Below are 26,755 nucleotides of genomic sequence, written 5' to 3'. Positions count from 1 at the left end.
ATGTCAGGCGTCGCGCCGTGCGCCCTGCGGGCCGACAGTGACGACTTCGCCGATCACAATGACCGCCGGCGGGCGTACGTCCTCGGTCCGCACCGTCTCGGCCACGGTCGCCAGGGTGGCGTCGACGCGGCGCTGGGCGGCGGTGGTGCCCTCCTGGACGAGGGCCACGGGGGTCTCGGGGCTCTTGCCGTGGGCGATGAGGGTCTGCGCGATCGCGCCGATCTTGTCGACTCCCATCAGGACGACGAGCGTGCCACGGAGCCTTGCGACGGACGCCCAGTCGACCAGCGAACGCTCGTCGTCCGGGGCGACATGGCCGCTGATCACCGTGAACTCGTGCGCGACACCACGGTGGGTGACCGGGATGCCGACGGCGCCGGGGACGCTGATGGAGCTGGAGATGCCGGGGACGACCGTGCACGGGATGCCGGCCTCGGCGAGGGCCTGGGCCTCTTCCATGCCACGGCCGAAGACGAAGGGGTCGCCGCCCTTGAGGCGTACGACGGCCTTGCCCGCCTTCGCATGCTCGATCAGGGCGTTGTTGATGGCCTCCTGGGCCATGTAGCGGCCGTATGGGATCTTCGCGGCGTCGATCACCTCAACGTGGGGCGGGAGTTCGTCGAGAAGGTCGCGCGGGCCGAGGCGGTCGGCGATGACGACGTCCGCCTCGGCGAGGAGGCGGCGGCCGCGGACGGTGATCAGGTCCGGGTCGCCGGGACCGCCGCCGACGAGGGCCACGCCGGGCGTCCTGGTGCGGTGGTGGGGGGCGGCGAGCGTGCCGTCGCGCAGGCCCTCGACGATGGCGTCGCGCACCGCGGCGGACCGGCGGGGGTCGCGCCCGGTCAGCACCGCGACGGTCACGCCCTCGGACCGCCCGGTGGCCGGGGTCCAGGCGGTGGCGGCGCTCGCGTCGTCGGAGCGTACGCACCAGGTGCGGCTGCGCTCGGCCTCGGCGGAGGCACACTCGTTCGCCTCGGCGTCGGGGGTGGCGATGAGTGCGTACCAGGCGTCGGAGAGGTCGCCCTCGGCGTACGGACGGCGCTCCCACCGGATCTCGCCGGCCTCGGCCATCGCCTCGACGGAGGGGGTCGCGTCCGGTGACACGAGGACGATGTCGGCGCCGGCCGCGATGAGCGCGGGGAGCCGACGCTGGGCGACCTGGCCACCGCCGAGTACGACGACGCGGCGTCCGGTCAGGCGGAGTCCGACGGGATAAGCGGGGTGCTCGGCGTGCTCGGCCATGACGGTGCGGGCTCCTCGGGCGGGGTGGTGCGTGTACGGAGCCGCTGCGGCGGTGAAGCGGCTGGTGGGGTGGGGTGCGAAGTCCCGGCGTCCACCTTACGGGCCGGGGGCGTTGAGGGCACCGTGCCCCCAACGCCCACGCCGCGCTACTTCTCCGTCACGCCCGCCGAGTCGAACGTCGCCACCTCGTGCATCGCCCTCGCCGCGCTCTGCACCACCGGCAGCGCCAGCAGGGCGCCCGTGCCCTCGCCCAGCCGCAGGTCCAGGTCGACCAGCGGGCGCAGGCCCAGCTTGTTGAGGGCTGCCACATGGCCGGGCTCGGCGCTGCGGTGGCCCGCGATGCAGGCCGCCAGCGCCTCGGGGGCGATCGCGCGGGCGACCAGCGCGGCCGCGCCCGCCGAAACGCCGTCCAGCACCACCGGCGTACGCAGCGACGCGCCGCCCAGAATGAAGCCGACCAGCGCCGCGTGCTCCAGGCCACCGACCATGGACAGGACGCCGACCGCGTCCGCCGCGTCCGGCGCGTGAAGCTGCAGCGCGCGTCGCACCACGTCGACCTTGCGCGCGTGCATCTCGTCGTTGATGCCCGTGCCGCGGCCGGTGACCTCGCCCGGGTCCATGCCGGTGTAGACGGAGATCAACGCCGCCGACACCGTGGTGTTCGCGATGCCCATCTCACCGGTCAGCAGCGCCTTGTTGCCTGCCGCCACGAGGTCCCGCGCCGTCTCGATGCCGACCTCGATCGCCGAGAGGACCTCCTCGCGGGTCAGCGCGGCGCCGGTTGTGAAGTCCGCCGTACCCGCGCGGACCTTGCGCGGCAGCAGGCCCGGTGTGGCGGGCAGGTCTCCGGCCACACCCACGTCGATCACGCAGACCTCCGCGCCCACCTGATTGGCGAACGCGTTGCAGACCGCGCCCCCGCCGAGGAAGTTGGCCACCATCTGGGCCGTCACCTCCTGCGGCCACGATGTGACCCCCTGCGCGTGCACCCCGTGGTCGCCCGCGAAGATCGCGACAGCTGCGGGCTCCGGGATCGGCGGCGGGCACATCCGGGACAGACCGCTCAGCTGCGCGGAGATGATCTCCAGCATGCCGAGCGCGCCCGCCGGCTTGGTCATCCGCTTCTGCCGTTCCCACGCTTCGCCGAGCGCCTTCGCGTCCAGCGGGCGGATGTTGGACACGGTCTCCTGGAGCAGATCGTGCGGCTCCTCACCGGGCAGCGCGCGCCGGCCGTACGTCTCCTCGTGGACGACCCACGACAGCGGACGGCGCTTGGACCAGCCCGCCTGCATCAGCTCGGGCTCCTCGGGGAACTCGTCGACGTAACCCACGCAGAGATACGCCACTGCCTCGAGGTGCTCCGGCAGCCCCAGCGCACGCACCATCTCACGCTCGTCGAAGAAGCTGACCCAGCCGACGCCGAGGCCTTCGGCGCGGGCGGCGAGCCACAGGTTCTCGACGGCGAGTGCGGAGGAGTACGGGGCCATCTGCGGCTGGGTGTGCCGGCCCAGCGTGTGGCGGCCGCCCCGCGTCGGATCGGCGGTGACCACGATGTTCACCGGGGTGTCGAGGATCGCGTCGATCTTCAGTTCCTTGAACTGCTTCGCCCGGCCCTTCGGCAGCGACTTGGCGTACGCCTCTCGCTGACGTTGCGCGAGCTCGTGCATCGTGCGCCGGGTCTCGGCGGAGCGGATGACGACGAAGTCCCAGGGCTGCGAGTGGCCGACGCTGGGAGCCGTGTGGGCGGCCTCGAGGACGCGGAGCAGCACGTCGTGCGGGATGGGGTCGCTGCGGAAGCCGTTACGGATGTCCCGGCGCTCGCGCATGACGCGGAGTACGGCTTCGCGTTCGGCGTCGTCGTAACCGGGTGCGGGCGCCCCGTCGACCGCGAGCGGCTCGGGCTCGGGCTCCGGTTCGGCTTCCGGCGCGGAGACTTCGGCCACGACTGCCTCCTCGGCGACCTCGACGACCTCGGCGATTTGGGGAGTTACGACAGGTTCGGCCTCCGCAGCCGGCTCGGCGGTGGGCTCAGCGAGCGGCTCCGAGCCGCCGTGGCGTGGCGCGGGCACATGTACGGACGCGGCCGGCTCGGGCGCGACGGCCGGAGGCACCGGCTCGGGCGCGACGGCTTCGGGCGCGGGCTCGGGCTCGGCGACCGCTGCCGCCACTTCCTGTACGGGCTGTACGGGCTCGGGCACCGCTGCGGGCTCCGGCACCGCTTCCGGCGCGGGCTCCGGCTCGACCAGCACGGCTACCGGCGTCGGCGTCAGGTGGGGGCTGGGGAGCGATCCCTCGCCGGGGACGAACTGCCCGGCAGGGGCAGACTCTCCCGGCTCAGCCTCCGGCTGCGGCTCGGGTGCCGGGGCAGCTACCGCGGCGGCTTCCGGAGTGACTGGCGCTTCAGGTGTGACCAGTGCGACTGGAGCGACCGACGCGGACTCTGGGACGACCGTTTCTGCTGGTACGGAAGGCGGCGTCTGGAACTGCGGAGGCTGCGGGTCCCAGGGGGTCCCGGCCTGCGGCGGGATCTCGCCCAGCTGCGGCCCGGGCAGCACGGCGCCCGCTTCGTCGCGCGGAATGTCGAGGTACTCCAGGCCCGATGTGGGCGGCCCGGGGGTGTGAACGCGCATGGCGTGCGGCGGCGTCGTACCCGCAGGACCGCGGTCCGCGAGAGAGCGCACCACGCCGCCGGTGCTGTCGGGCATCGGCGGGCCCATGTGCAGCGGGCGTCGCGTTGGCTGAGGCGTCGGCGCGGCCGACGCCTCAGCCGGGACCCGTACGGCACTGAGGTCGACGGAGCCGGAGTGACGGCCCCCGGCCTCGTGCGCGCCTGACTCGTGCGCGCCGGCCTCGTTCACGTCGTGGACGGGCGCGACCGGCTCGGCGACGGGCTCCTGCGCCGGAGCGAACTGCTCCTGCGCGAAGGCGGGCGCGGCGAAACCGGGAGCTGCGAACTCCTGGGCCACAGGCGCCTGCACCTGCGCGGGCACCTCGGCATGGGATTCGGAGACGAAGGCCCCGGACCCGTGGTGTCCAGAGACGGCGTGTTCAGGAACGAATTGCCCGGAAGCGTGGTACTCAGCAGCGACATACTCCGCCCCAGGAGGCCCAGGAGCCTGAGCGACCGGCGCCGGCATCGCCACCGGAGCCTGACCGCCATGCCCGAGCCCAACGGGGCCCTGCTGTACGGGCTGCGCCGGCTGCGGGTCGCTCCACGCTCCCTGCGCCCCCGGCATCAGCAGCAGATCGTCTTCTTCCGGACCGTTCTCGGAGGGTTCGAGGTAGGTGTACGCGCCCGGAGCGGGGATGCCCGGCTGCGCCACCATGCCTGCGTTCTCCGGCAGCCCCTCGCCCGGGATCTGGCCGGTGTCAGTCATGCGTACCCCTCGCCCATCGCTTGTGCTCCTTCGCCCATCGCCCGGGACGCCCGATCGCGGCACACCTGACGCCCGTCAACAAGAACGAGCGTGTGCGCCGAGCGGCACGATGACCCACGGACCCCAAGCATTCTCGCGGCCGTTCACCACCGCGGCACGGAGATCCGCCACGGTTCGCTGTGGGCTGCGCCACGTTGCGCTTCCCCCGGCTCCGACGTACCACAAATGGGAGCCAAAGCGCCCCCTTTTTCCGGACATTGACGAACGAAGCGACGAACGACCGGGTGCGGTACAACGATCGGCCAGCCTACCCCGCGCCGCGCGGCGCGGGGTCAGGGGGCGCGGTCCAGGCGCCTGCCGGAGAGCAGAAAGACGACGGAACGCTCACGCTCCGACCAGTCCTCGGTGTCCAGTTCGACGGATTGCAGCAGGGCGCACTCGACCGCGTAGCCGCCCGCGGCCAGTGCCGCGCCGATCGCCTCGGCGTCGTCCCGGGTGGAGGCATGGGTCACGATGCGCTGCGGGCGCCGGTCGGCGCAGGCGGTCACCACCGGTACCCCCCCGCCTCCGATCCGTACGACATCCGGTTCGGGCAGCCGCTCCAGCACATGCGGCGCGCGTCCCTGGACGACCTGGAGCTGGACTCCCGACTGCCGGGCCGTGGCGTCGGTACGACCGCAGGCTGCCGGGTCCGCGTCGACGGCGATGACGGCGGCGCCGAAGCGGGCCGCCTGCGCCGCGAGCGCGCCGCTGCCGGAGCCGATGTCCCACACCAGGTCACCGATGCGGGGGCCGAGCCGGGCCAGTTGGGCGGCGCGCAATTGCAGCGACTCGCCTTCGCCGACGCCCCGTCCGAGGCCTTTGCCGAAGCCTTGTGCCACGCCTTCGCCGGGACCTTCGCCGGGGCCTTCGTACGAATGTCCGTACACCTCGGAGGGCAGTGCCCAGCCGCGCGCCGCGGGCGGATAGCCGGGTTCGCGACCCGCGATCCAGCCCCCGCCGGGCACCGCGGCGGTCACCGCGCCGCCGATGACGATCACGACATTCGGGTCGCGCCAGACGTGGTCGGCGACCTTGTCGGAGGTGAGGACGGTGACCCGCTCACGCTCCGTGCCGAGTTCCTCGCAGATGACGAAGGTGCGGTGCACGCCTTCGAGGAGCAGGGCGAGCTCGGCGGGCCCGGCGCCCGGGGAGGTGAGGACGGCGACCTTGGGGTGCGCCCGGCAGACATTGACGGCGCGGCGCAGCGTACGGCCGTGGGCGACAACGATCTGGGCGTCGTCCCACGGCATGCCCGCCCGGGCGAAGGCAGTGGCGACGGACGAGACGGCCGGTACGACCTCTACCTCCAGGCCGTGCTCCGGGGCGCGCAGGGTGCGCACTACGCCGAACAAGCCGGGGTCGCCGTCGGCGAGGACTACGGCGCTGCCACGGTGGCCCGCGATCCGGCGGGCGGCGAGGTCGACACTGCCGAGCCGGATGCGCTCGGCGCCCTTCGGCACCTCGGGCAGCGCCAGGTGGTGGGCCGCCCCTGCCACCAGGGTGGCGGCGGCCAGGGCGGACCTGGCCGCGGCTGTGAGCGGCGAACCGTCCCAGCCGATCACCGTGACCCGGTCGGCCATCGTCGTCAGTCTCCTGGTGTTGTCGCAGGTCGGGGCAGCCCCGTATGAGTGCGGGCACGGTGAGAGTACCTGGCGCGGCGGTGGCCGGCCCCGACCGGCTGCCGTCAGTTCCAGTCGGTGAAGGAGGCGTAGCCCCCCGCATCCGCCATCTGCTCGGCGACGCCCTCGAGGTCCTCGGGCAGCAGGCTCCAGACGATCAGATCGGTGCGGATGTCGGCCCAGCTGCCGTCCTCCGTCTGCGTACGGGCTATCCAGGCATTGCGCAGGACGCCCTCGCTGATGCAGCCGATCTTCTGCGCGACCTGCTGGGAGGCGGTGTTGTCAGCGGCCGTGCGGATTTCCAGGCGCTCGAACTTCTGGTCGCGGAACAGCCACTGGGCGACGGCCAGCACCGATTCGGTGGCGTAGCCCTCACCGCGCGCCCAGGGGGCGGTGACGTACGCGGCCTCGGTGGCGAGCGTGCGCCAGTTGGTGTTCTGCAGATGCACGGTGCCGACGAGCCGCTGGGTGAGGAACTCGGTGACGGCCAGCACGATTCCACGGCCTTCCGCGCGCTCAGCAGGAGCGATACTGCGGACCCACTCCTCGGCGTCGGCGGCGGTGTACGGCTGCGGCACCGAGGTCCAGGCGGTGACCTGTTCGTCGTTCATCATCTCGGTGTGCGCCGGGACATCGGCTTCCTCGAAGGGGCGCAGCACCAACCGCTCCGTGCTGATGGACACGTCCGGGAAGGTGGTAGTCATGCGCAGCTCCATGCCGAAGACCGTCGTAAGGGTCGTAGCCGTAAAGGCACAGCATGCAGCATCGGGTGGCGGATGTGCATGGCCGGGTGGGCCTGCGACGAGGCCCCGCGCACCGGAGGGCGGTACGCGGGGCCTCGTTCAAGGGGCTTGCGGCGAGGGCTACTTGACGGGGCCGAAGGCCGAGACGATGGAGCCGGCGTACTTGTCGTCGATGAACTTCTTCACCTCGGGGGAGTTGAGGAGCTTCGCGAGCTTCTCGACGCGGGCGTCCTTCTCGTTGCCCTCCTTGACGGCGAGGAAGTTGGCGTACGGGTTGCCGTCCGCCTTCTCCAGTGCCAGGGAGTCCCGGGCGGGCTTGAGGTCGGCCTCGATGGCGTAATTGCCGTTGATGACCGCGGCGTCGACGTCGTTCAGGGCGCGGGGCAGCGTGGCGGCCTCCAACTCCTTGAACTTCAGGCCCTTGCTGTCCTTGATGTCGGAGAGCTTGGCGTCGGTGCCCGCGCCGTCCTTGAGGGTGATCAGGCCGTTGTCCGCGAGCAGCTTCAGCGCGCGGCCCTCGTTGGTGGTGTCGTTCGGGACGGCGACGGTCTGGCCGGCCTTGATCTCCTTGATGTCCTTGGACTTCTTGGAGTAGAGGCCCAGGGGCTCCAGGTGCACGTTGACGACCGGGACGATGTGGGTCTTGTTCTTCTTGTTGAAGTCGTCCAGGTACGGCTTGTGCTGGAAGAAGTTGGCGTCGACCTGGCCGTTGTCGGTGGCGGTGTTCGGCAGGACGTAGTCCGTGAACTCCTTGACCTCGAGGTTCAGTCCGGCCTTCTTCGCCAGGTTGTCCTTGATGTAGCCCAGGATGTCGGCGTGCGGCGTCGGCGACGCGGCGACGACCAGCGCCTTGGACTCGTCGGCCTTGGCGCCGGAGTCGGACTTGGCGGCCGGGTCGGACGCAGTACCGCAGGCGGTGAGGCCGAGGGAGAGAGCGGCGGCAGCGGCGGCGGCAGCGGTGAGCTTGATGTTCTTACGCACGAAGAGTGCCTCTTTCTGGTGGAGCGGAACAGCGCCCGGACAAGGAGTGCGGGCTGTGCGGGACGAGGTTTCAGGAAGCGGTACGGCCCCGGCGCGCCAGGAGTCGAACGGCGCCGTCACCGACGAGCTGCACGGCGGTGACCATGCCGACCAGGATGACGACCGTGATGAGCATGAACTGGGTCTCGAAGCGCTGGAATCCGTAGGTGACGGCCTTGGATCCGAGCCCCTCGCCGCCGACCGCGCCGGCCATCGCCGAGTAGCCGACGAGCACGATCACCGTGGTAGTGACGGCGGAGACGAGCGAGGGCAGGGCCTGCGGCAGCAGCACCTTGCGGACGATCGTCGCAATGGAGCCGCCCATCGACTGGACGGCCTCGACCAGTCCGTGGTCGACCTCGCGGATCGCCGTCTCGACAAGCCGCGCGAAGAACGGAATGGCGCCGACGGCGAGTGGCACGATCATCGCGGTGGGCCCGATGAAGGTGCCGACGACCAGCGTGGTGAAGGGGATCAGGGCGATCAGCAGGATGATGAACGGCAGCGAGCGGCCGATGTTCACGATCACGCCGACGACCTTGTTCACCGGGGTGTTCTGCAGCAGCCCGCCCTTGTCGGTCAGGACGAGCAGCACACCGAGCGGCAGTCCGCCGGCGACGGTGACGAGGGTGGACCACAGCACCATGTAGAGGGTGTCGAGGGTGCCCTGGCTCAGCAGCGGCTGCATCTCCGACCAGGTCACTTGGCACCTTCCTCGAGCAGCGCGGCGCCGCCCTGCGCGGGGAGGGCGACCGGCTCGGCGGGGGCGGCAGCCTCATCGGGGTCCACGATGTCGATCTGAAGGCCCTGCTCGCGCAGGAAGCCGACCGGGACGACGTTGTCCTCGTACCGGCCCGGGAGCTCGATGCGCATCCGGCCGATCTGCTTGCCGGCGACGGTGTCCATCGCGGCGCCGAGGATCGAGATGTCGATGTTGTACGTGCGCGAGAGCTGGGAGATCACCGGCTGCGTGGCGGCCTCGCCGTGGAAAGTGACGTCGATGACCGTGCTCTCGGGCCCGGAGGCCTCGCCGTCCACCGGGAACAGCTCCCGCGCCAGTTCGGAGCCGGGGGTCGCGAGCAGTCCGCTCACCGTGCCGGATTCGATGATCTTCCCCTTCTTCATCAGGGCCGCCGAGTCGCAGATCGTCTTGACGACGTCCATCTCGTGCGTAATGAGCAGAACGGTCAGTCCGAGCTGCTGGTTGAGGTCGCGCAGCAGCTGGAGGATCGAGCGGGTGGTCTCGGGGTCCAGGGCGCTCGTCGCCTCGTCGGACAGCAGCACCTTGGGGTCGCCGGCGAGCGCCCGGGCGATGCCGACGCGCTGCTTCTGGCCGCCGGAGAGCTGTGCGGGGTACGCCTTGGCCTTGTCCGCGAGGCCCACCAGGTCGAGGAGCTCCAGGGCCTTGCGCGAGCGCTCGGCGCCCGAGATCCCGAGGATCTCCAGGGGCAGTTCGACGTTGTCCTCGACGGTGCGCGAGGACAGCAGGTTGAAGTGCTGGAAGACCATGCCGACGCGGCTGCGCGCCTCGCGCAGTTCCTTGGTGGCGCGCCGGCCGCGACCAGCCAGTGCGGTGAGGTCCTGGCCGGCGACGGTCACGGTGCCGGAGGTGGGACGCTCCAGCAGATTGACGCAGCGGATGAGCGAGGACTTTCCGGCGCCGCTCTGGCCGATGACTCCGAAGACCTCGCCCTCACGGACGTGCAGGTCGACACCGTCCAGGGCGGTGACCTTGCGGCCTCGCGACTCATAGACCTTGGTCAGGCCTGTTGTGGTGATCACAGGGGTTTCCGTCACTGTCGAGTGCACGGCGCGGGTGTGCGCCGGGCACGGGGCATTCGGGTTCCGACGCGCACGGCTGACACGGCTGGTGGCCGGGGGCAACGCGTGCGCGGGGCAGGCTCGGCCCGATGCGGTCCGGGCGGTGCATCGGGTTCGGCTCGGCCGTCGGGTCTCGCTTCGGGGCGCGAGGCTCAGGCAGGGGCCCTCAGAAGGCGCACATTCGACACATACAACGAGCACCGGGCGTCGTGATCGCCTCGGTCGCAAGGGTGCGGCTGCTCATCGTGGTCATGTCGGCCAGTAAAACAGACAGGAGTACGGAGCGATCAGCATTGTCCGAATAGCGGACATCCCTGAAACGCCATGTGGCCAGGCTCAGCCGGCCGTGACGATCTCCACTCCCGACGCTGTGGCCTGCACGGATACTGCCGAGAGGTCATGGACGACCACATCGGCGAGCAGCTCGGTGGACTCGTGTGTTGTGGCCAAGGCCACGGTTCGCATGCCGGCGGCGCGCCCCGCGGTCAGCCCCGCCGGGGCGTCCTCGAAGACCACGCAGCGCGCCGGGTCCACGCCGAGTCGCCGCGCCCCGAGCAGGAAGGGCTCCGGGTCGGGCTTGCCGCGTGTGATGTCGTCGGCCGTGATCAGGTTCTTGGGCCGGATGCCGACCTCTTCGAGCCGGGCCTCGGCCAGCCTCCGGCTCGCGGAGGTGACCACGGCCCAGCGGTCGGCGGGCAGCTGCGCCAGCAGTTCGGCGGTGCCCGGCAGCAGGACGACTCCCCCGGGCACATCGTCGACCTCGAGCTGCTCGATACGGGCCACCGCCTCGGGCACCACGTCCGCGGGCAGCAGATCGGCGGCTATCTCGGCGGCGGGGCGGCCGTGCAGCTCGACGCGGGCGAAGTCCTCCGCCGTGATTCCGTACTCCTGGGCCCACCTGGTCCAGCAGCGGTGGACGGACTCCAGCGAGGAGATGAGGGTTCCGTCATTGTCGAACAGCAGTGCTTCGGCGTGGATCTTCATGGTCGTCGACCCTACGGGCCGCACGGGGCCGCGCGCATCAGGCCTTTTGGCCCGTAATACGCTCAGGGCCATGCTTGACGCCCTGACGGTCGCGGTCGCCGTGACCGCGCTCGCCCTCGCCGCCTGGTGCGGCTTCGCCGCCTACCGCGACCAGCCCACCAAGGACTGGCACTTCATCGGCATGGCCGTGGTGTCGGTGCTGGCGCTTGGGCAACTGGTGGTCGGGATCGCGCAGCTGGCGCGCGGCGAGAAGGCCCACGAGGGCACCGCGATCTTCCTCGCGTACCTGATCGGCTCGTTCGCGGCGGTCCCGGCGGCCGGCTTCCTGTCGCTGGCCGAGCGGACCCGCTGGGGGTCCGCGACAGTCGCCGCGGGCGCCGTGGTTCTCGCGGTGCTGGAAGTACGGCTCTACGACATCTGGGGAGGCTGACGATGGCCGAGTCCGCCACCGAGGACCACAAGGGCCGGGCCAGGCTGGTTCAGGGGCCCGGACTCCTGCTGGTCTGGCTGTACGGAGTGATGTCCGTCGGCGCCGTCTCGCGCTCGGTGTACCAGATCCTCACCGACTACGGCTCGGCTCCGCTGGCCCACACACTCTCGGCTGTGGCGGCCGTGGTGTACGCGTTCATCACGTACACCCTCGTACGCGGCGGGGAGAGGGCCCGCAAGGCGGCGCTGGTGTGCTGCGCCGCCGAGCTCGCGGGCGTACTGATCGTGGGGACCTGGACGGTTGTCGAGCCGTCCGCCTTCCCCGACTCGACGGTCTGGTCGGCATACGGGATGGGTTACATCTTCATCCCGGTGCTGCTTCCGGTCACCGGAATGCTCTGGCTGCGCCGGTCCCGGCAGGGCCGGGGCAAGTCCTAGTGCTCCAGCACTCCAGCCGTAGGAGTACTAGGCGGTGGCGACGTATGCCCGCGTCGGCGCCTCCTTCTCCAGCGTGACGAGTGTGAGTTTCGGGCCGACCTGCTCGCTGGCCACCGGCACATAGCCGCGGCTGCGGTACAGCCGCAGATTGCTCTCGCTGCGGTGCCCGGTGAAGAGCTGGAACCGCTTGGCGCCCGACTCGCCGGCGAATCGCTCCTCGATCGCGTCGAGCAACCGCCCGCCCAAACCGTGGCGCTGCAACCGCGGATGCACGATCAGCCTGGCGAGCCGGGCCGTGCCGCCCTCGTCGACCCTGCCGCGTACGGAGGCGACCACCTCGTCGCCGAGCCTGGCCACCAGGGCCTGCCCCTGGGCCAGTTCGGCCTTCAGATCGTCGAGTGACTGGGTGAGGGGCTCTATTCCGTAGTCGCCGTAGAGCCCGGCCTCGGTCTGATAGCACAGATACTGCAGCTTCAGGATGTGCTCCGCGTCCTGTGCGCTTGCCGCTGAGATGGTCACGCTCATGCCCATGTGCGCATGCCTCCCGCTCACCTGTCCGCCGGTTGTCTACCGCTCCTTTCCCCCGAGTTCAGGAGCCGCAACCTCTGCCGTCAGCATTCTGCGCAGGCATCCCAGGCAGCGGGAACGCATCGGCCCCAGACTCCCTTGTGAGATTCCCAACTCCCCTGCGATTTCGCGGTAGGTGGGGTCGTCGGGGGACAGTATCGCGGTCAACAGCCGGGGACAGTCCCCCGGAGTGCGGGCGACCGCCGCACGAATGAGGCGGCGCCGCTCGGACCTCAGCACGGCCCCCTCGGGGCTGCCCGCCGGGTCAGCGGGGTCAGCGAGGGCATGACCGTACGGGAGTTCCCGGGCAGCCCTGCGACGGGCGCGGCGGGCTTCCGCGCGTACCGCCGACCTGACCCAGCGCGCGGCGTCGGACGGCGGACCGTCCCGGCCGAGCCGCTCGAGGAGCCGTACCCACACGGCCTGTTCGAGGTCCCGGGCCTCTGTCGCGGCGGCCGGAGCCTCCGCCGTCGCCTCGGCGCTCACCAGCGAGCCCAGCGCGCTGACCACCTGGGCGGGGCTTTCGTGGCGAAGGCTCATACCCACCGTGACGTGCTGTCGCGCGGCGATGGTTGCCGCGCGACAGCACACTCACCCGTACGGGCGGACGGACGCCGGAAGCTGTCAGCCGCGGAAGTCGGCGGCGGCGAGCAGCCCGGTGTCGGCGTTGTCGGTGAAGATGCCGTCGATGCCTGTCTCGAAGTAGACCTTGAACGCGCCGAAGGCGTCACCGTAGGCGTTCGGGTCGGTGCCGCGCCGGAAGTCGGCGGGCAGGAAGGTGTTCTCGTTGCGCATTGTGTACGGGTGCAGGATCAGGTCCTGCGCATGCGCGTCCCGCACCAGCGTCGTCGGCGTGCCCAGTTTGCCGCTCGCGTCCTTCGGGATGATCAGGTCGAGGGTCGGGCCGATGCCCTGCGCGAAGGACGCGATCCACTTCAGGCCGGCGGGCTTGACGAGGTCGGCGACCGTGCGTGGGTCGCCGGCCTGGACGAAGTCCCAGGGGCGCGTGCTCGCGCCGGACAGCAGCACCACGCGCGGCGAGGACACCAGCTTCGCCAGCCGCTGGATGCTGGTCGGCTCGAACGACTGCAGGAAGACCGGCGAGCCGTGGCGGTCGCGTCCGTACCGGCGGAGCAGCTTCGCGAGCGGCTCCTCCAGACCGAGCCCCAGCCCCCGGAAGTACGTGGGGTGCTTGGTCTCGACATGGAGCCAGACGGGACGACCGCGCCGGCGGCCCTCCTTCTCCGCCCAGCGAAGCACCTCCTCGAAGGTGGGCACGGCCCAGCGCCCGTCGTAGAGCGTGTTCTCCTGACGGTTGCCGGGGATCCGCTCCTTGGCGCGCAGCGTCTTCAGCTCGGCGAGCGTGAAGTCCTCGGTGAACCAGCCGGTGAGGCTGACGCCGTCGACGGACTTGGTGGTCCTGCGGGAGGCGAACTCCGGGTGCGCGGCGACATCCGTCGTACCGGTGATGTCGTTCTCGTGACGGCATACGAGATGGCCGTCCTTCGTCGGCACCAGATCCTGCTCGATGACGTGCGCGCCCATGTCGAGGGCCAGCTGGTAGGAGCCGATGGTGTGCTCGGGCCGGTAGCCGCTGGCGCCGCGATGGGCGATGACGGTCGGGTGGGGCAGATCCCGGTAGGAGGATCCATGGCCGCCGTGGCGCTCGTCGGCCTCGGCGGGCGCCGCGGTGGCGCCGCCGACGCCGAGAGCGGCCGTGCCGAGCACCGCCGCTCCTATGACGGTCCGGCGTCCCGGACTTCTGTCCGCACCCTGAGTCATTGACATTCCTCCGTCTGTCCCGCGTGTGATGTCCCGCACCTGTCGAGCGACGCCTGATGCTAGGCGGCAGCGCCTTACCCGCGGCAGACGCTGGGCGAACGCAGCGAAAACACACATCAACACTGCGTATCCGCTCCGTGAACCCGATGTGCGATCACGTGTGACCCACGAGTATCGTCCTCACCTGCAGAGACTTCGCCTGCCGTCACCGTCCGCCCCCACGACACCGTCCATGACGCCGGAGGACCCGTTGTCCCGCTTGTCGCTCATCAAGGCAGTGCTCGGCCCGATCCTGCGCCTGATGTTCCGCCTCCGCGTGGAGGGCGTCGGGAACATCCCGGGGACCGGTCCTGTGATCCTGGCCGGAAACCACCTGACGTTCATCGACTCGATGATCATGCCGCTGGTGTGCGCCCGTCCGGTGTACTTCATCGGCAAGGACGAGTACGTCACCGGCAAGGGCCTCAAGGGCCGGCTGATGGCCTGGTTCTTCACCGGCAGCGGAATGATCCCGGTGGACCGCGACGGCGCGAACGGCGGCGTGGCCGCGCTGATGACGGGCCGTCGGGTGCTGGAGGAGGGCAAGATCTTCGGCATCTACCCGGAGGGCACCCGCTCCCCCGACGGCCGGCTCTACCGCGGCCGTACGGGCATCGCCCGGCTGACGCTGATGACCGGCGCGCCGGTGGTCCCCTTCGCGGTGATCGGCACGGACAAGCTCCAGCCGGGCGGGGCGGGGCTGCCGCGGCCGGGCCGGGTGACGCTCCGCTTCGGCGAGCCGATGGAGTTCTCGCGATACGAGGGCATGGACCGCGACCGCTATGTGCTGCGGGCGGTCACGGACTCGGTGATGGCGGAGGTCATGCAGCTGTCGGGGCAGGAGTACGTGGACATGTACGCCACGAAGGCGAAGGCGGCCTGACGGACGCGAGCACGGGCGAAGGGCCGGACCCGCACGGGGCCGGCCCTTCGTCGTGCCGCACGCTTCGGTCACGAGCGCGCGATGCTTCGGTCACGGGCGCGCGATGCTCCCCTCACGGGTGCGCGACGCCCTCCTCGAGCTTCTGCCCCCGCAGCAGGAACCACGCCGCGACCGCCGTTGCGAACAGCACCGCCGCGCCGATCGCGGCCGCCGCCTGGAAGCCGTCGGTGAAGGCGTCCTGCGCGGCCGACAGCATCGCGGCGCCCTGTTCCCGCGGCAGATCCCTCGCCGAATCGACCGCGCCGCCGAGGGAGTCGTGTGCCGCGGCAGCCGCCTCGGCCGGAACGCCCGGCGGTGCGGTGAAGCCGCGGTAGATGCCCGTCACGATCGAGCCGAGCAGCGCGATACCGAGGGCCGCGCCCAGTTCGTACGCCGTCTCGGACACCGCGGACGCCGCGCCCGCCTGCTCCTTGGGCACGCTGGAGAGGATGACGTCCGCCGTCACGGTGAACGCCAGGCCCGCTCCCACGCCTCCGGCGAACAGTGCGATACCGAGCGCCGCGACGCCGGTGGACGCGCTGATCGCCGTACAGGCGGCGAGGGCGAGACCTACGGCCGTCAGTCCGCCGGACACGGCGCTGCGTACGGAGGCTCTGCGGGCGAGATGGCCGGCCATCAGTCCCGCGCCCACCGCGCCGATCGCGGCGGGCAGTTCGATCAGTCCTGCCTCCAACGGCGAACGCAGCTGGACCAGCTGCAGGAACTGCGAGAGGAAGAAGACCAGGCCGGACAGGCCGAAGATGGTCAGCAGGTCGGCGAGCACGGCGCCGGAGAAGCCGCGGTGGTGGAAGAGCCGCATGTCCAGCAGGGGCGAGGCGAGTGTCAACTGCCGCCGGACGAACCAGTACAGCGCGGCGAGCCCGATGGCCGCGGCCGCAGCGGCGTCCGCGCGGACGCCGTGCACCGCCGCTTCCTTGACGGCGTAGACGACGCTGACGATGCCGATCAGGGAGAGGGCGACGCTGGTCAGGTCCCAGGGGCCGGGGCTGGGGTCGCGGGACTCAGGCAGGAGCTTGATTCCGACGAGCACGAGCACGGCCATGACGGGCAGGTTGATCAGAAAGACCGAGCCCCACCAGAAGTGCTCGAGCAGGAAGCCGCCGACGACGGGCCCGACGGCGGCGCCCGCGGAGGCGGCCGCGCCCCAGATTCCGACGGCGAGGCTGCGTTCCTTGGGGTCGTGGAAGATGTTGCGGATCAGCGCGAGGGTGGACGGCATCAGGGTGGCGCCGGCCACGCCGAGCATGGCCCGCGCGAGGATCATCAACTCGGGGCTTGTGGCGTACGCGTTGAGCACGGACACGGCGCCGAACGCGACCGCGCCGACCAGCAGCAGCTTCTTGCGGCCGATACGGTCGCCGAGGCTGCCCATCGAGACGAGCAGACCGGCGATGACGAACGAGTAGACGTCGCCGATCCACAGCAGTTGGGTGCCCGACGGCTTGAGGTCCTCGCTGAGGAACGGCGTGGCGAGGCCGAGGACGGTCGCGTCGACGGCGACCAGCAGCACCGCCAGGACAAGGACGGCGAGCGCGAGCCACCGGCCGGGGCTGCGCGTGGCTTCGGTTGCCGTCGCCTGCTGGTCGGTACTGGTCATTGCTCCACGCTCCGTCGTGCGCCGCCGAGCAGCAGCTCGGCGATCATGTACTGGAAGTCCTTGGCCGCGACGCGGCCCTCCTGCACCGACCAGGCGCCGGCGCCGACGAGCCCGTAAAGGGCCTCGGTCAGCCAGGCGGGCGTGAGGTCGATGCGGAACTCGCCCTGTTCCTGTCCGCGCCGGAAGAGCGCGGAGACACGGGCGTCGAGGCGGTTCCAGCCCTCGTGCATCTGGTCGCCCTCGAAGAGCTGGTTCTCGGTGACGAGAAAGGCGAGCAGCGGGGCGGCGGGCTCCACTTCGGCGATGAGCCGGCGCAGAGCGTCCTCGGCGGTGCCGTCGTCGAGGCGGGCGGCTTCGAGTGCGGCCTCGAACTCCTTGATGCCGAGGTCTTCGAGGGCCTTGACGAGGGAGTGCCGCCCGGCGAAGTGCCGGTGCAGCGTGGCGCGTCCGATGCCCGCGGCGCGCGCGACTTCGTCCATGGTCGCGGTCGCTTTGCGGGAGAGCAGGGCGGCGGCGGTGCGCAGCACCTGGTCACGATCGACTGTCATGAGACAACCATAACCCACATGAGACACGAATGTCTCATGTGGGCTGTGAGGACGCCGCCCGAAGGGCAAAACTCAGGGCCGCCGCCCGTCAACCGGGCGGCGGCGCTGGAGGACCTCTGACGGGGCCGGGACGGCTACCGCTTCGCCGTGGCCCACTCGTGCTGGATTGCCAGGTCCGCCTTGACCTCCGCCAGCTGCGCCGCCACTGCCGACGGGGCCGTACCCCCGCGCCCGCTGCGGGACGCCAGCGCGCCTGCGACGTTCAGGACCGTGCGGACCTCGGGCGTCAGATGCCCGGAGATATTCGCGAACTGCGCGTCGGTCAGCTCGTCGAGCTCGATGCCCCGCTGCTCGCATTCCTTGACGCACTCGCCCGCGACCTCGTGCGCCACACGGAACGGCACCCCCTGCTTCACCAGCCACTCCGCGATGTCGGTCGCGAGCGAGAAACCGGCCGGGGCCAGCTCCTCCATCCGCGCGCGGTTGACGGTCAGCGTCGCCATCATCCCGGTGAACGCCGGGAGCAGGACCTCCAGTTGGTCGCAGGAGTCGAAGACCGGCTCCTTGTCCTCCTGGAGGTCGCGGTTGTACGCGAGCGGCAGGGCCTTCAGGGTGGCCAGCAGGCCGGTGAGGTTGCCGATGAGGCGGCCGGACTTGCCGCGCGCCAGCTCCGCGATGTCCGGGTTCTTCTTCTGCGGCATGATCGACGAGCCCGTCGAGAACGCGTCGTGGAGCGTGACGAAGGAGAACTCCTTCGTGTTCCAGATGATGATCTCCTCGGCGATACGGGAGAGGTTGACACCGATCATCGCGGTGATGAAGGCGAACTCCGCGACGAAGTCACGCGACGCCGTGCCGTCGATGGAGTTCCCCACCGATCCGTGCTCGAAGCCCAGGTCCGCGGCGACCGCTTCGGGGTCGAGCCCGAGCGATGACCCGGCCAACGCGCCCGAGCCGTAAGGCGATACGGCCGTACGCTCGTCCCACTGCCGCAGCCGCTCCGCGTCCCGCGACAGCGCCTGGACATGCGCCAGCACATGGTGCGCGAAGAGCACCGGCTGGGCGTGCTGGAGGTGCGTACGGCCGGGCATCGCCACGTCCGGGTGCGCCTGAGCCAGGCCGACCAGCGCGTCCTGGAGCTCTGCGATCAGGCCGCCGATGACCCGGGCGTGGTCCCGCAGATACATCCGGAAGAGTGTCGCGACCTGGTCGTTCCGCGACCGGCCGGCCCGCAGCTTGCCGCCGAGGTCCGGGCCGAGCTGCTCCAGCAGCCCGCGCTCCAGCGCCGTATGGACGTCCTCGTCGGCGATCGTGCCCACGAACTCACCCGACGCCACGTCCGCTTCGAGCCGGTCGAGCCCGGCGAGCATCCGGGCCAGCTCGTCCTTGGTGAGCAGCCCCGCCTTGTGCAGCGCGCGCGCGTGAGCGCGGGATCCCGCGATGTCGTACGGCGCGAGCCGCCAGTCGAAGTGGACGGACGCGGACAGCTTGGCCAGCGCCTCGGCGGGACCGTCGGCGAAACGACCGCCCCAGAGCCGGACGTCACCGCTGTTGCTGCTCACTGCTGTGCTCCTCACGGCTGTGTATGTACGACCGCTTCCCCACCCCGCGGGTGAGGAGGCGGAAATCACGCTACTGCTCAGATCAGGTCGCGCTTCGCGGCGATCTTCGCCGACAGGCCGAAGAGTTCGATGAAGCCCTGCGCCTTCGACTGGTCGAACGTGTCACCCGAGTCGTAGGTCGCCAGGTTGAAGTCGTACAGCGACTCCTCGGACTTCCGGCCGGTGACGACTGCGCGGCCGCCGTGCAGGGTCATCCGGATGTCGCCGGTGACGTGCTGGTTGGCCTCGTTGATGAAGCCGTCCAGGGCCCGCTTGAGCGGCGAGAACCACAGACCGTCGTAGACCATCTCGCCCCAGCGCTGCTCGACCTGCCGCTTGTAACGGGCCAGTTCGCGCTCGACCGTGACGTTCTCCAGCTCCTGGTGCGCGGTGATCAGCGCGATGGCGCCCGGAGCCTCGTACACCTCGCGGGACTTGATGCCGACGAGCCGGTCCTCGACCATGTCGATCCGGCCGATGCCCTGCCCACCGGCCCGCTCGTTGAGCTGCTGGATCGCCTGCAGGACGGTGACGGGCCTGCCGTCGATGGCGACCGGGACGCCCTCCTTGAAGGAGATGACGACCTCGTCGGCCTCGCGCGGCTCCGCCGGGTTCGAGGTGTACTCGTAGATGTCCTCGATCGGCGCGTTCCAGATGTCCTCCAGGAAGCCGGTCTCGACTGCCCGCCCGAAGACGTTCTGGTCGATGGAGTACGGCGACTTCTTGGTGGTCGCGATCGGGAGCTGCTTCGCCTCGCAGAAGGCGATCGCCTTGTCCCGGGTCATCGCGTAGTCACGGACCGGAGCGATGCACTTCAGGTCGGGGCCGAGCGCGGAGATCCCGGCCTCGAAGCGGACCTGGTCGTTGCCCTTGCCGGTGCAGCCGTGGGCGACGACGCCGGCGTTGTGCTTCCTGGCGGCGGCGACGAGGTGCTTGACGATCGTCGGCCGGGAGAGGGCCGAGACCAGCGGGTAGCGATCCATGTACAGAGCGTTGGCCTTGATCGCCGGGAGGCAGTACTCGTCGGCGAACTCGTCCTTCGCGTCGGCGACCTCGGCCTCGACCGCACCGCAGGCGAGCGCGCGCTTGCGGATGACGTCCAGGTCCTCGCCGCCCTGGCCGACGTCCACGGCAACGGCGATGACCTCGGCGCCCGTCTCCTCGGCGATCCAGCCGATGGCGACGGAGGTGTCCAGACCGCCTGAGTAGGCGAGTACGACGCGCTCGGTCACGGGTTTCTCCTTACGGTGCATTCGGTGATGGGTATAACTATGCAGACCTCCGTATGTTTTGTCAACGCGCTCTGTGGGCGTGCACATATTCGGGGGCGCCGGGCCATGCGCTCCTGGACCGCTGCACGCATCTGTTCAGCGACTACGTACTGGCACGGCTGCGGCAGGAGTTGGGTATCACCGGGTGAAATCGAACGCGGCGGACGTCCCCGATCACCAATAATCCATGGCATGGGAAAGATTCATGAGCGGATAGACGGCCGACTGCGCACCTTCATCGAAGAGCAGCAGATGTTCTTCACCGCCACCGCACCACTCGGCGGTGACGGCACGATCAACCTGTCCCCCAAGGGCCTCACGGGCTCGTTCGCCGTCCTCGACGAGCAGACCGTGGCCTACCTCGACTTCGCCGGCAGCAACGCCGAGACCATCGCCCACCTCCGGGAGAACGGCCGCATCACCCTGATGTGGTGCGCCTTCCAGGGGCCGCCGAACATTGTGCGCGTGCACGGCCGCGGTGAGCCCGTCTTCCGTGACGACCCGCGCTTCAAGGAACTCCTCGCCTGCTTCCCCGACGTCGATCCGAGCAGGCACGGGCTGCGCGCGATCATCGTGGTGACAGCCGAACTCGTCCGCGACACCTGCGGATACGCAGTGCCCTTCATGACGTACGACGAGGACCGGGATCTGCACGCCAGGCGGTTCGAGCGCGAGGACGACGAGAGTCTCGACGGCTACTTCCACAAGAAGGAGCACATCGCCAGCAGCATCGACGGGCTCCCGGGGCTGCCGCTTCCGCTGCCGCCGACGCCCTGAGCCATATCACCCGATACCGACAGGGCCGGCGACTCACAGATTGCACAAGCGTCCCCCGAGTTGAACTCCACGCGCCTCGCATGCGTATCCCCGTACGCGAATGATGCACAGCCGAGGAGCAGTCGTGGCGATGTTGCAGACCGGTCGGGCCGCGAGACGCCAGACCATGCGGGCGATCCGGCCCCGGCGTGACCCGGCGGTGGCGCTGCTGGCCATCGCCTGGGCAGGGGCGGTGGCCGTGCTGTCACTGTGGTGGCAGAACACGGCGGTGGTGCACATGACCACCGCCGAGTGGCTGATCGGTGCCGGCCGGATCACCGGGCTGCTGGGCGGATACGTGATCGCGCTGGTGGTGCTGCTGATGGCACGCGTCCCGGCTCTGGAACGGCGGGTGGGTTCCGACCGGGTGACCCGCTGGCACGCGATGAGCGGCCGCTACGCGATCAGCCTGATCGTCACGCACGTCGTGCTGACCGTCTGGGGATACGCGGTCCAGGCCCGTACCGGCCTCGTCGAGCAGACCGTCATCGTCGTCGTCGACTTCCCCGAAATGATCAAGGCGGCGATCGGCACGGCGCTCCTGCTGGTGGTCGGCTTCGTCTCGGCCGGCGCCGTGCGCCGCCGCATGCGCTACGAGACCTGGTACTACCTGCACCTCCTGACCTATGCCGCCGTATACCTGACCTTCTGGCACCAACTGGCCACCGGCGCCGAGTTCGTGGCCGGCTCGACCGCCCGCACGGTCTGGTACGTGCTGTACGCCGCGGTCGGCGCGCTGCTCCTCTGGTACCGGATCCTGGCGCCCGTGCGGCTCAACCTCTGGCACCGGATGCGGGTGGAATCCGTCGTGGACGAGGCTCCGGGCGTGGTCTCCGTGCTGATCACCGGGCGACGGCTGCACCGGCTCGGCGCCGAGGCGGGTCAGTTCTTCCGCTGGCGGTTCCTCACCAAGGGGCTGCGCTGGAGCGCCAATCCGTACTCGCTCTCCGCCGCGCCCCGCCCCACTCTGATGCGTATCACCGTCAAGGCGGTCGGCGAGCACAGCACGGCCCTCTCCCGGCTCGAGCCGGGGACGCGGGTCTGGGCGGAGGGGCCGTACGGAGCCATGACCGCCGGGCGCCGGAGCCGCAACAAGGTGCTGCTGATCGCGGGCGGCGCCGGGATCACCCCGCTGCGGGCGCTGTTCGAGACACTGCCCGGCGGCCCTGGCGACCTGACGCTGCTCTACCGGGCCAGCAAGACGCGGGACCTGGCCCTCTGGGACGAGTTGAAGCAGATCGCTGAGCGCCGGGACGCACAGCTGATGTACGCCGTGAACGGTCCCGACGGGGCCCGGCCCGAGATCACCGCGCAGCGGCTGACGGAGGTGCTGCCCGACATCGACGAGCACGACGTCTACCTCTGCGGGCCGCCCGGTCTCGCCGAGGAGTCGTACCAGGCACTGCGCGAAGCAGGAGTGCCGTCCCGCCGGATCCACCATGAGTCCTTCGAGATGTGAGGCCGTCCTTGAAGAGGAAACATCCGATTCGCCGGATCATGATCGGCGCAGCCGCCACCGTGTCAGGTGTCGTCCTGCTGCTCGCACTGAAGCAACCGGGTAACACCGTGGCGGGGGCGGTGCAGGCCGGCTCTCAGGTGCCGCCCGCCGGCTCGGCGTCCGCCGGGACCGGGGCCGCGGCCGCGGGGGCACAGACCGTGCTCGGTGACGTCGCCGGCACGCAGTACGGCGACGTCCAGGTCCAGCTCACCCTCAGCGGCGGCAGAATCACCGGGGCGCAGGCGGTGAAGGCGCCCAGCGCCGACGCCAGGAGCCGGCAGATCGCCGCCGACGCGATCCCCAAGCTCAACCAGGCCGTGGTGACGGCGCAGGGCGCGCGGATCGACACGGTCTCCGGGGCCAGCTACACCAGCGAGGGCTATATCAAGTCCCTGCAGAGCGCACTCGACAAGGCCGGGGCGGCAGAGGCGGCAGGCTCTGCTGCCGGCGAATCCGGCAGCGATGGATCCGGCGCGCAGGCCGGGGCACAACCCGGGGCAGGGACTCAGCCCGGAGGGGGCTCAGGCTCCGGTTCGAGTTCGGGCTCCGGTACCGGATCGGGTACCGGCTCGGGCTCGGGTTCCGGCTCCGACGACGCCCCGGCGGCGAAGACCGTCCTCGGCGATGTGGCCGACACCCAGTACGGCCCGGTGCAGGTCAGGATCACGGTCGGCGGCGGCAAGGTCACCGCGGCCGACGCCGTCAAGACACCTTCCTCCGACCCCAACAGCAAGCAGATCGCCGCCAACGCTGTGCCCAAACTGAACCAGGCGGCGGTCAGGGCACAGAGTGCGCAGATCGACGCCGTTTCCGGCGCCAGCTACACCAGCGAGGGCTACATCAAGTCCCTGCAGAGCGCCCTCGACAAAGCGGGCCTGTGATGCCGGCCGGCCAAGAACGCCTGCGCCATGTCGAGCACTCCATGGGGACGGTCTTCTCGTTCGACATCCGGATCGGAGACAGCGGCACTTCCCCCAGGGTGCGCGCCGGACTCGCCGCCGCCGTGGCCGGTCTGCACCGCGTGGACGAGATCTTCTCGACGTACCGTCCCAGCAGCCAGCTCAGCCGACTGGCCCGCGGCGAACTCTCCCTCGGAGACTGTGTCACCGAGGTCGCCGAGGTGCTCGATCTGTGCGCGGACGCGGAGCGGGAGAGCGACGGCTGGTTCACCGCCCACTACGCCGGCCGGCTCGATCCGACCGGTCTGGTCAAGGGCTGGGCGGTGGAGTGCGCGGTCCGCATGCTCGCCTCGTCCGGTGCGGATTCGGTGTGCCTCAATGGAGGCGGCGACATCCAGCTGTACGGCGGCCACTGGCGGGTGGGCGTCAGTGACCCGCTGCACCCTGGCGAGCTCGTTACGGTGATCGAGGCCGACGAGGGCCTCGCCGTCGCCACATCGGGCCCGGCCGAGCGCGGCTGTCACATTCTCGACCCGCACACCGGCCGCCCACCCGCCGAGGTCCTGGCGTCGATGACCGTCGTCTGCCCGGGGCTGACCCGTGCGGACGCCCGGGCGACCGCCGCGTACGCCATGGGCGGGCGGGCCCGGGACTGGCTGGAGGAGCTGCCCGATACCGAGGGCTTTGCGGTCAATGCCGACGGCAGCACCTGGCAGACCAGCGGATTCGCCCGCCACACGGCGAAGTTGACTGCCTGACGCCCGACCGCGGACGGCCTCGGCGGTCGCTACCGGTCGGCGGCCTCGACGGTCGCCACCGGTCGGCGGCCTCAGCGATCGTTCTGGGCCAGGCGCAGCAGGTGGTCGGCGAGCGCCTGGCCGCCGACCGGGTCGCGGCTGATGAGCAGCAGTGTGTCGTCGCCCGCGATGGTGCCGAGGATGTCCTGCAGTTCGGCCTGGTCGATGGCCGATGCGAGGAACTGGGCCGCGCCCGGCGGCGTACGCAGCACCACGAGGTTGGCCGACGCCTCGGCCGAGATCAGCAGTTCGCCGGAGAGGCGGCTCATGCGGTCCTCCTTCGCCGACTCGCCGAGCGGGGCCTGCGGGGTGCGGAAGCCGCCCTCGCTGGGCACCGCGTAGATCAGCTCGCCGCCGGTGTTGCGGATCTTCACCGCGCCCAGCTCGTCGAGGTCGCGGGAGAGCGTCGCCTGGGTGACGCTCAGTCCGTTGTCCGCGAGGAGCTTGGCGAGCTGGCTCTGCGAGCGCACCGGCTGCCGGTTGAGGATGTCCACGATCCGGCGGTGGCGGGCCGTGCGGGTCTGCGGTACTGCGGGTCCGCCATGCTCGGTGTCCTGCGCCTCGGTCATCGTCGTCTCATTCTCCGGATCGTCCATCCCCGCTTGCTGCGTCGAGAACGCCGGGCAGGGCCAGGAGGAACGCGTCCACCTCGGCCTCGCCGATGACCAGGGGGGGCATCAGCCGTACGACATCGGGGGCAGGCGTGTTCACCAGGAAGCCGGCGCTCTGAGCCGCCTGCTGCACCTGCGGCGCGAGGGGCTCGTTGAGCACGATACCCAGCAGCAGGCCCGCGCCGCGGACATGGGAGACCAGAGGGTGGCTGTGCTTGCCGTCGGCGCCCTCGATTCCGTCCCGCAGTTTCTCGCCGAGGCGCTTGACCTCGTCAAGGGTTCCGTCGGCCGCGAGGGTGTCGAGTACGGCGAGCCCGGCGGCGCAGGCGACCGGGTTCCCGCCGAAGGTGGTGCCGTGCTGGCCGGGCTTCAGCAGCTCGGCGGCCTCGCCGAACGCGATGGTCGCGCCGATCGGGAGCCCGCCCCCGAGCCCCTTGGCGAGCGTGACCAGATCGGGCTCGACGCCCTGGTGGGCCTGGTGCTCGAACCAGTGTCCCGTGCGGCCGATGCCCGTCTGGACCTCGTCGAGCACGAGCAGCGTGCCGGTGGCCCGGGTGATCTCCCGGGCGGCCTCCAGATAGCCCTTGGGCGGGACGACCACGCCGTTCTCGCCCTGGATCGGCTCGATGATCACAAGCGCGGTCTCTTCGGTGACCACCGCCCGCAGCGCTTCGGCGTCCCCGTACGGGACGTGCGTGACGTCCCCGGGCAGCGGCAGGAACGGCTCCCGCTTTCCCGGCTGGCCGGTGAGCGCCAGCGACCCCATGGTGCGGCCGTGGAAGCCGCCGACGGCGGCGACCATGTGCTGACGGCCCGTGAGCCGGCCGATTTTGAAGGCGGCTTCGTTCGCCTCCGCGCCCGAGTTGCAGAAGAAGACGCGTCCGGGGCGGCCGAAGAGCTGGATGAGGCGCTCCGCGAGTGCGAGGGGCGGCTCGGCGACGTACAGGTTGGAGACATGGCCGAGAGAGGCGATCTGCCGGGAGACGGCTTCCACGACGGCGGGGTGGGCGTGGCCGAGCGCGTTCACTGCGATGCCGCCGACGAAGTCGGTGTACTGGACGCCGTCCGCGTCCCAGACCCTGGCGCCCTCGCCGCGGACGAGAGACAGCTTCGGCGTGCCGTAGTTGTCGGTCATCACGCCCTGCCAGCGCCGCACCAGTTCCTGGTTGCTCATGGTTCCCCCTGTCCGTCGGGCACGACCATCGTGCCGATGCCGGAGTCGGTGAAGATCTCCAGCAGGATCGAGTGCGGGACGCGGCCGTCGAGCACGCGGGCGGTGTTGACCCCGTTGCGTACGGCGAACAGGCACCCCTCCATCTTGGGGACCATGCCGCTGGAGAGGTCGGGCAGCAGCTTCTCCAGCTGGCTCGCGGTGAGCCTGCTGATCACCTCGTCGCTGTTCGGCCAGTCCTCGTAGAGGCCCTCCACATCGGTGAGAACCATCAGCGTCTCGGCGCCCAGCGCGGCGGCCAGTGCGGCTGCGGCGGTGTCGGCGTTGACGTTGTAGACGTGGTGGTCGTCGGCGGAGCGGGCGATGGAGGAGATGACCGGGATACGGCCGTCCTCCAGCAGCGCCTCGATGGCACCCGGGTCGATCCTGGTGATCTCGCCGACCCGGCCGATGTCGACCAGTTCGCCGTCGATCCGCGGCTGATGCTTGGTGGCGGTGATGGTGTGGGCGTCCTCGCCGGTCATGCCGACGGCGAGCGGGCCGTGCTGGTTGAGCAGCCCGACGAGCTCGCGCTGGACCTGGCCGGCCAGCACCATCCGTACGACGTCCATGGCTTCGGGCGTGGTGACCCGAAGGCCCGCCTTGAACTCGCTGACCAGGCCGTGCTTGTCGAGCTGCGCGCTGATCTGAGGGCCGCCGCCGTGCACGACGACGGGCTTGAGCCCGGCGTGCCGAAGGAAGACGACGTCCTGGGCGAAGGCCGCCTTGAGGTCCTCGTCGATCATGGCGTTGCCGCCGAATTTGATGACGACGGTCTTGCCGTTGTGCCGGGTCAGCCAGGGCAGCGCCTCGATGAGGATCTGTGCCTTGGGCAGTGCGGTGTGCTTACGAGTGCTCATG

Annotated in this window: 25 protein-coding genes; 7 read left to right on the top strand and 18 right to left on the bottom strand. The window is 70.5% G+C overall.

What is annotated here, in order from left to right; all coding sequences use genetic code 11:
* Positions 1-3 precede the first annotated feature (3 nt).
* The 8 genes from cobA to J7E87_RS19085 form a co-directional block, all read right to left on the bottom strand.
* Positions 4-1,242 carry a uroporphyrinogen-III C-methyltransferase gene (gene cobA / locus J7E87_RS19120; RefSeq protein WP_215095556.1) on the bottom strand — a complete coding sequence of 413 codons (1,239 nt, stop codon included), beginning with the start codon at positions 1,240-1,242 and terminating at the stop codon, positions 4-6.
* A gap of 146 nt (positions 1,243-1,388) precedes the next feature.
* The gene (gene cobT / locus J7E87_RS19115) at positions 1,389-4,619 is read right to left on the bottom strand and encodes a nicotinate-nucleotide--dimethylbenzimidazole phosphoribosyltransferase (protein ID WP_215095554.1); all 3,231 of its coding nucleotides are present in this window, start codon (positions 4,617-4,619) and stop codon (positions 1,389-1,391) included.
* Positions 4,620-4,951: 332 nt separating this feature from the next.
* Positions 4,952-6,241, bottom strand: coding sequence for a precorrin-6y C5,15-methyltransferase (decarboxylating) subunit CbiE (gene cbiE / locus J7E87_RS19110; protein ID WP_215095552.1), 1,290 nt, complete (start codon positions 6,239-6,241; stop codon positions 4,952-4,954).
* Between the two features lie 104 nt (positions 6,242-6,345).
* Positions 6,346-6,996 (bottom strand): GNAT family N-acetyltransferase, encoded by a 651-nt coding sequence (locus J7E87_RS19105; RefSeq protein WP_215095550.1) that lies wholly within the window; start codon positions 6,994-6,996, stop codon positions 6,346-6,348.
* Positions 6,997-7,143: 147 nt separating this feature from the next.
* Positions 7,144-8,004: a MetQ/NlpA family ABC transporter substrate-binding protein gene (locus tag J7E87_RS19100; protein WP_215095548.1), complete on the bottom strand. Its 861-nt coding sequence runs from the start codon at positions 8,002-8,004 to the stop codon at positions 7,144-7,146.
* Positions 8,005-8,074: 70 nt separating this feature from the next.
* Positions 8,075-8,746: a methionine ABC transporter permease gene (locus J7E87_RS19095; protein ID WP_215095546.1), complete on the bottom strand. Its 672-nt coding sequence runs from the start codon at positions 8,744-8,746 to the stop codon at positions 8,075-8,077.
* On the bottom strand, positions 8,743-9,825 hold the full coding sequence (locus tag J7E87_RS19090) for a methionine ABC transporter ATP-binding protein (RefSeq protein ID WP_215095544.1): 1,083 nt from the start codon (positions 9,823-9,825) through the stop codon (positions 8,743-8,745). Before J7E87_RS19090 ends, J7E87_RS19095 begins: the two co-directional genes overlap by 4 nt.
* A gap of 375 nt (positions 9,826-10,200) precedes the next feature.
* Entirely contained in the window at positions 10,201-10,848 is a 648-nt protein-coding gene (locus J7E87_RS19085) for an HAD family hydrolase (RefSeq protein WP_215095542.1), read from the bottom strand.
* A gap of 70 nt (positions 10,849-10,918) precedes the next feature.
* On the opposite strand from J7E87_RS19085, the gene J7E87_RS19080 reads away from it, so the two are divergent.
* The gene (locus tag J7E87_RS19080; protein WP_215095540.1) at positions 10,919-11,278 is read left to right on the top strand and encodes a hypothetical protein; all 360 of its coding nucleotides are present in this window, start codon (positions 10,919-10,921) and stop codon (positions 11,276-11,278) included.
* A gap of 2 nt (positions 11,279-11,280) precedes the next feature.
* On the top strand, positions 11,281-11,715 hold the full coding sequence (locus tag J7E87_RS19075) for a hypothetical protein (protein WP_215095538.1): 435 nt from the start codon (positions 11,281-11,283) through the stop codon (positions 11,713-11,715).
* A gap of 27 nt (positions 11,716-11,742) precedes the next feature.
* Here the strand turns inward: J7E87_RS19075 and J7E87_RS19070 are convergent, their stop codons facing one another.
* The 3 genes from J7E87_RS19070 to J7E87_RS19060 all read right to left on the bottom strand — a co-directional run bounded on the left by J7E87_RS19070 (position 11,743) and on the right by J7E87_RS19060 (position 14,064).
* Positions 11,743-12,246 carry a GNAT family N-acetyltransferase gene (locus J7E87_RS19070; protein WP_215095535.1) on the bottom strand — a complete coding sequence of 168 codons (504 nt, stop codon included), beginning with the start codon at positions 12,244-12,246 and terminating at the stop codon, positions 11,743-11,745.
* Positions 12,247-12,282: 36 nt separating this feature from the next.
* On the bottom strand, positions 12,283-12,822 hold the full coding sequence (locus J7E87_RS19065) for a sigma-70 family RNA polymerase sigma factor (protein ID WP_215095533.1): 540 nt from the start codon (positions 12,820-12,822) through the stop codon (positions 12,283-12,285).
* Positions 12,823-12,906: 84 nt separating this feature from the next.
* A complete protein-coding gene (locus J7E87_RS19060; RefSeq protein ID WP_215095531.1) occupies positions 12,907-14,064 on the bottom strand; it encodes a glycerophosphodiester phosphodiesterase in 1,158 nt (385 codons plus the stop codon).
* Positions 14,065-14,296: 232 nt separating this feature from the next.
* Between J7E87_RS19060 and J7E87_RS19055 the strand changes: the two genes are divergently transcribed.
* Complete coding sequence (locus tag J7E87_RS19055) at positions 14,297-14,986, top strand: 1-acyl-sn-glycerol-3-phosphate acyltransferase (RefSeq protein WP_215095529.1); 690 nt, start codon at positions 14,297-14,299, stop codon at positions 14,984-14,986.
* A 112-nt stretch (positions 14,987-15,098) separates the two neighbouring features.
* Here J7E87_RS19055 and J7E87_RS19050 read toward each other — a convergent pair whose 3' ends face one another.
* The 4 genes from J7E87_RS19050 to J7E87_RS19035 all read right to left on the bottom strand — a co-directional run bounded on the left by J7E87_RS19050 (position 15,099) and on the right by J7E87_RS19035 (position 20,024).
* Positions 15,099-16,643: an MFS transporter gene (locus tag J7E87_RS19050; protein ID WP_215095527.1), complete on the bottom strand. Its 1,545-nt coding sequence runs from the start codon at positions 16,641-16,643 to the stop codon at positions 15,099-15,101.
* The gene (locus J7E87_RS19045; protein WP_215095525.1) at positions 16,640-17,191 is read right to left on the bottom strand and encodes a TetR/AcrR family transcriptional regulator; all 552 of its coding nucleotides are present in this window, start codon (positions 17,189-17,191) and stop codon (positions 16,640-16,642) included. Before J7E87_RS19045 ends, J7E87_RS19050 begins: the two co-directional genes overlap by 4 nt.
* 134 nt (positions 17,192-17,325) lie before the next feature.
* On the bottom strand, positions 17,326-18,753 hold the full coding sequence (gene argH / locus J7E87_RS19040) for an argininosuccinate lyase (protein ID WP_215095523.1): 1,428 nt from the start codon (positions 18,751-18,753) through the stop codon (positions 17,326-17,328).
* A 77-nt stretch (positions 18,754-18,830) separates the two neighbouring features.
* Complete coding sequence (locus J7E87_RS19035; protein WP_215095521.1) at positions 18,831-20,024, bottom strand: argininosuccinate synthase; 1,194 nt, start codon at positions 20,022-20,024, stop codon at positions 18,831-18,833.
* 231 nt (positions 20,025-20,255) lie between these two features.
* On the opposite strand from J7E87_RS19035, the gene J7E87_RS19030 reads away from it, so the two are divergent.
* From J7E87_RS19030 to J7E87_RS19015, 4 genes are all read left to right on the top strand, one after another.
* Positions 20,256-20,840, top strand: coding sequence for a pyridoxamine 5'-phosphate oxidase family protein (locus tag J7E87_RS19030; RefSeq protein ID WP_215095519.1), 585 nt, complete (start codon positions 20,256-20,258; stop codon positions 20,838-20,840).
* 130 nt (positions 20,841-20,970) lie between these two features.
* Positions 20,971-22,338, top strand: a complete 1,368-nt coding sequence (locus tag J7E87_RS19025) for a ferric reductase-like transmembrane domain-containing protein (RefSeq protein ID WP_251017671.1) — start codon at positions 20,971-20,973, stop codon at positions 22,336-22,338.
* Positions 22,339-22,376: 38 nt separating this feature from the next.
* Positions 22,377-23,258 carry an FMN-binding protein gene (locus J7E87_RS19020; RefSeq protein ID WP_215095517.1) on the top strand — a complete coding sequence of 294 codons (882 nt, stop codon included), beginning with the start codon at positions 22,377-22,379 and terminating at the stop codon, positions 23,256-23,258.
* Positions 23,258-24,034, top strand: coding sequence for an FAD:protein FMN transferase (locus tag J7E87_RS19015; RefSeq protein ID WP_251017670.1), 777 nt, complete (start codon positions 23,258-23,260; stop codon positions 24,032-24,034). Before J7E87_RS19020 ends, J7E87_RS19015 begins: the two co-directional genes overlap by 1 nt.
* Before the next feature lie 71 nt (positions 24,035-24,105).
* On the opposite strand, the gene J7E87_RS19010 is transcribed toward J7E87_RS19015, so the two are convergent.
* Genes J7E87_RS19010 through argB form a run of 3 tightly spaced genes read right to left on the bottom strand, consistent with a single transcriptional unit; the run spans position 24,106 to position 26,754 of the window.
* A complete protein-coding gene (locus J7E87_RS19010; RefSeq protein WP_215095646.1) occupies positions 24,106-24,642 on the bottom strand; it encodes an arginine repressor in 537 nt (178 codons plus the stop codon).
* Positions 24,643-24,649: 7 nt separating this feature from the next.
* Positions 24,650-25,858, bottom strand: a complete 1,209-nt coding sequence (locus tag J7E87_RS19005; protein ID WP_215095514.1) for an acetylornithine transaminase — start codon at positions 25,856-25,858, stop codon at positions 24,650-24,652.
* Positions 25,855-26,754 (bottom strand): acetylglutamate kinase, encoded by a 900-nt coding sequence (argB, locus tag J7E87_RS19000; RefSeq protein WP_215095512.1) that lies wholly within the window; start codon positions 26,752-26,754, stop codon positions 25,855-25,857. Before argB ends, J7E87_RS19005 begins: the two co-directional genes overlap by 4 nt.
* Position 26,755: the final 1 nt, after the last annotated feature.

Source organism: Streptomyces sp. ISL-1 (assembly GCF_018614585.1).
Taxonomy (GTDB): domain Bacteria; phylum Actinomycetota; class Actinomycetes; order Streptomycetales; family Streptomycetaceae; genus Streptomyces; species Streptomyces maoxianensis.
Note: the sequence above shows the minus strand (reverse complement) of the source record. Positions and strands in the feature narration are given on the sequence as shown.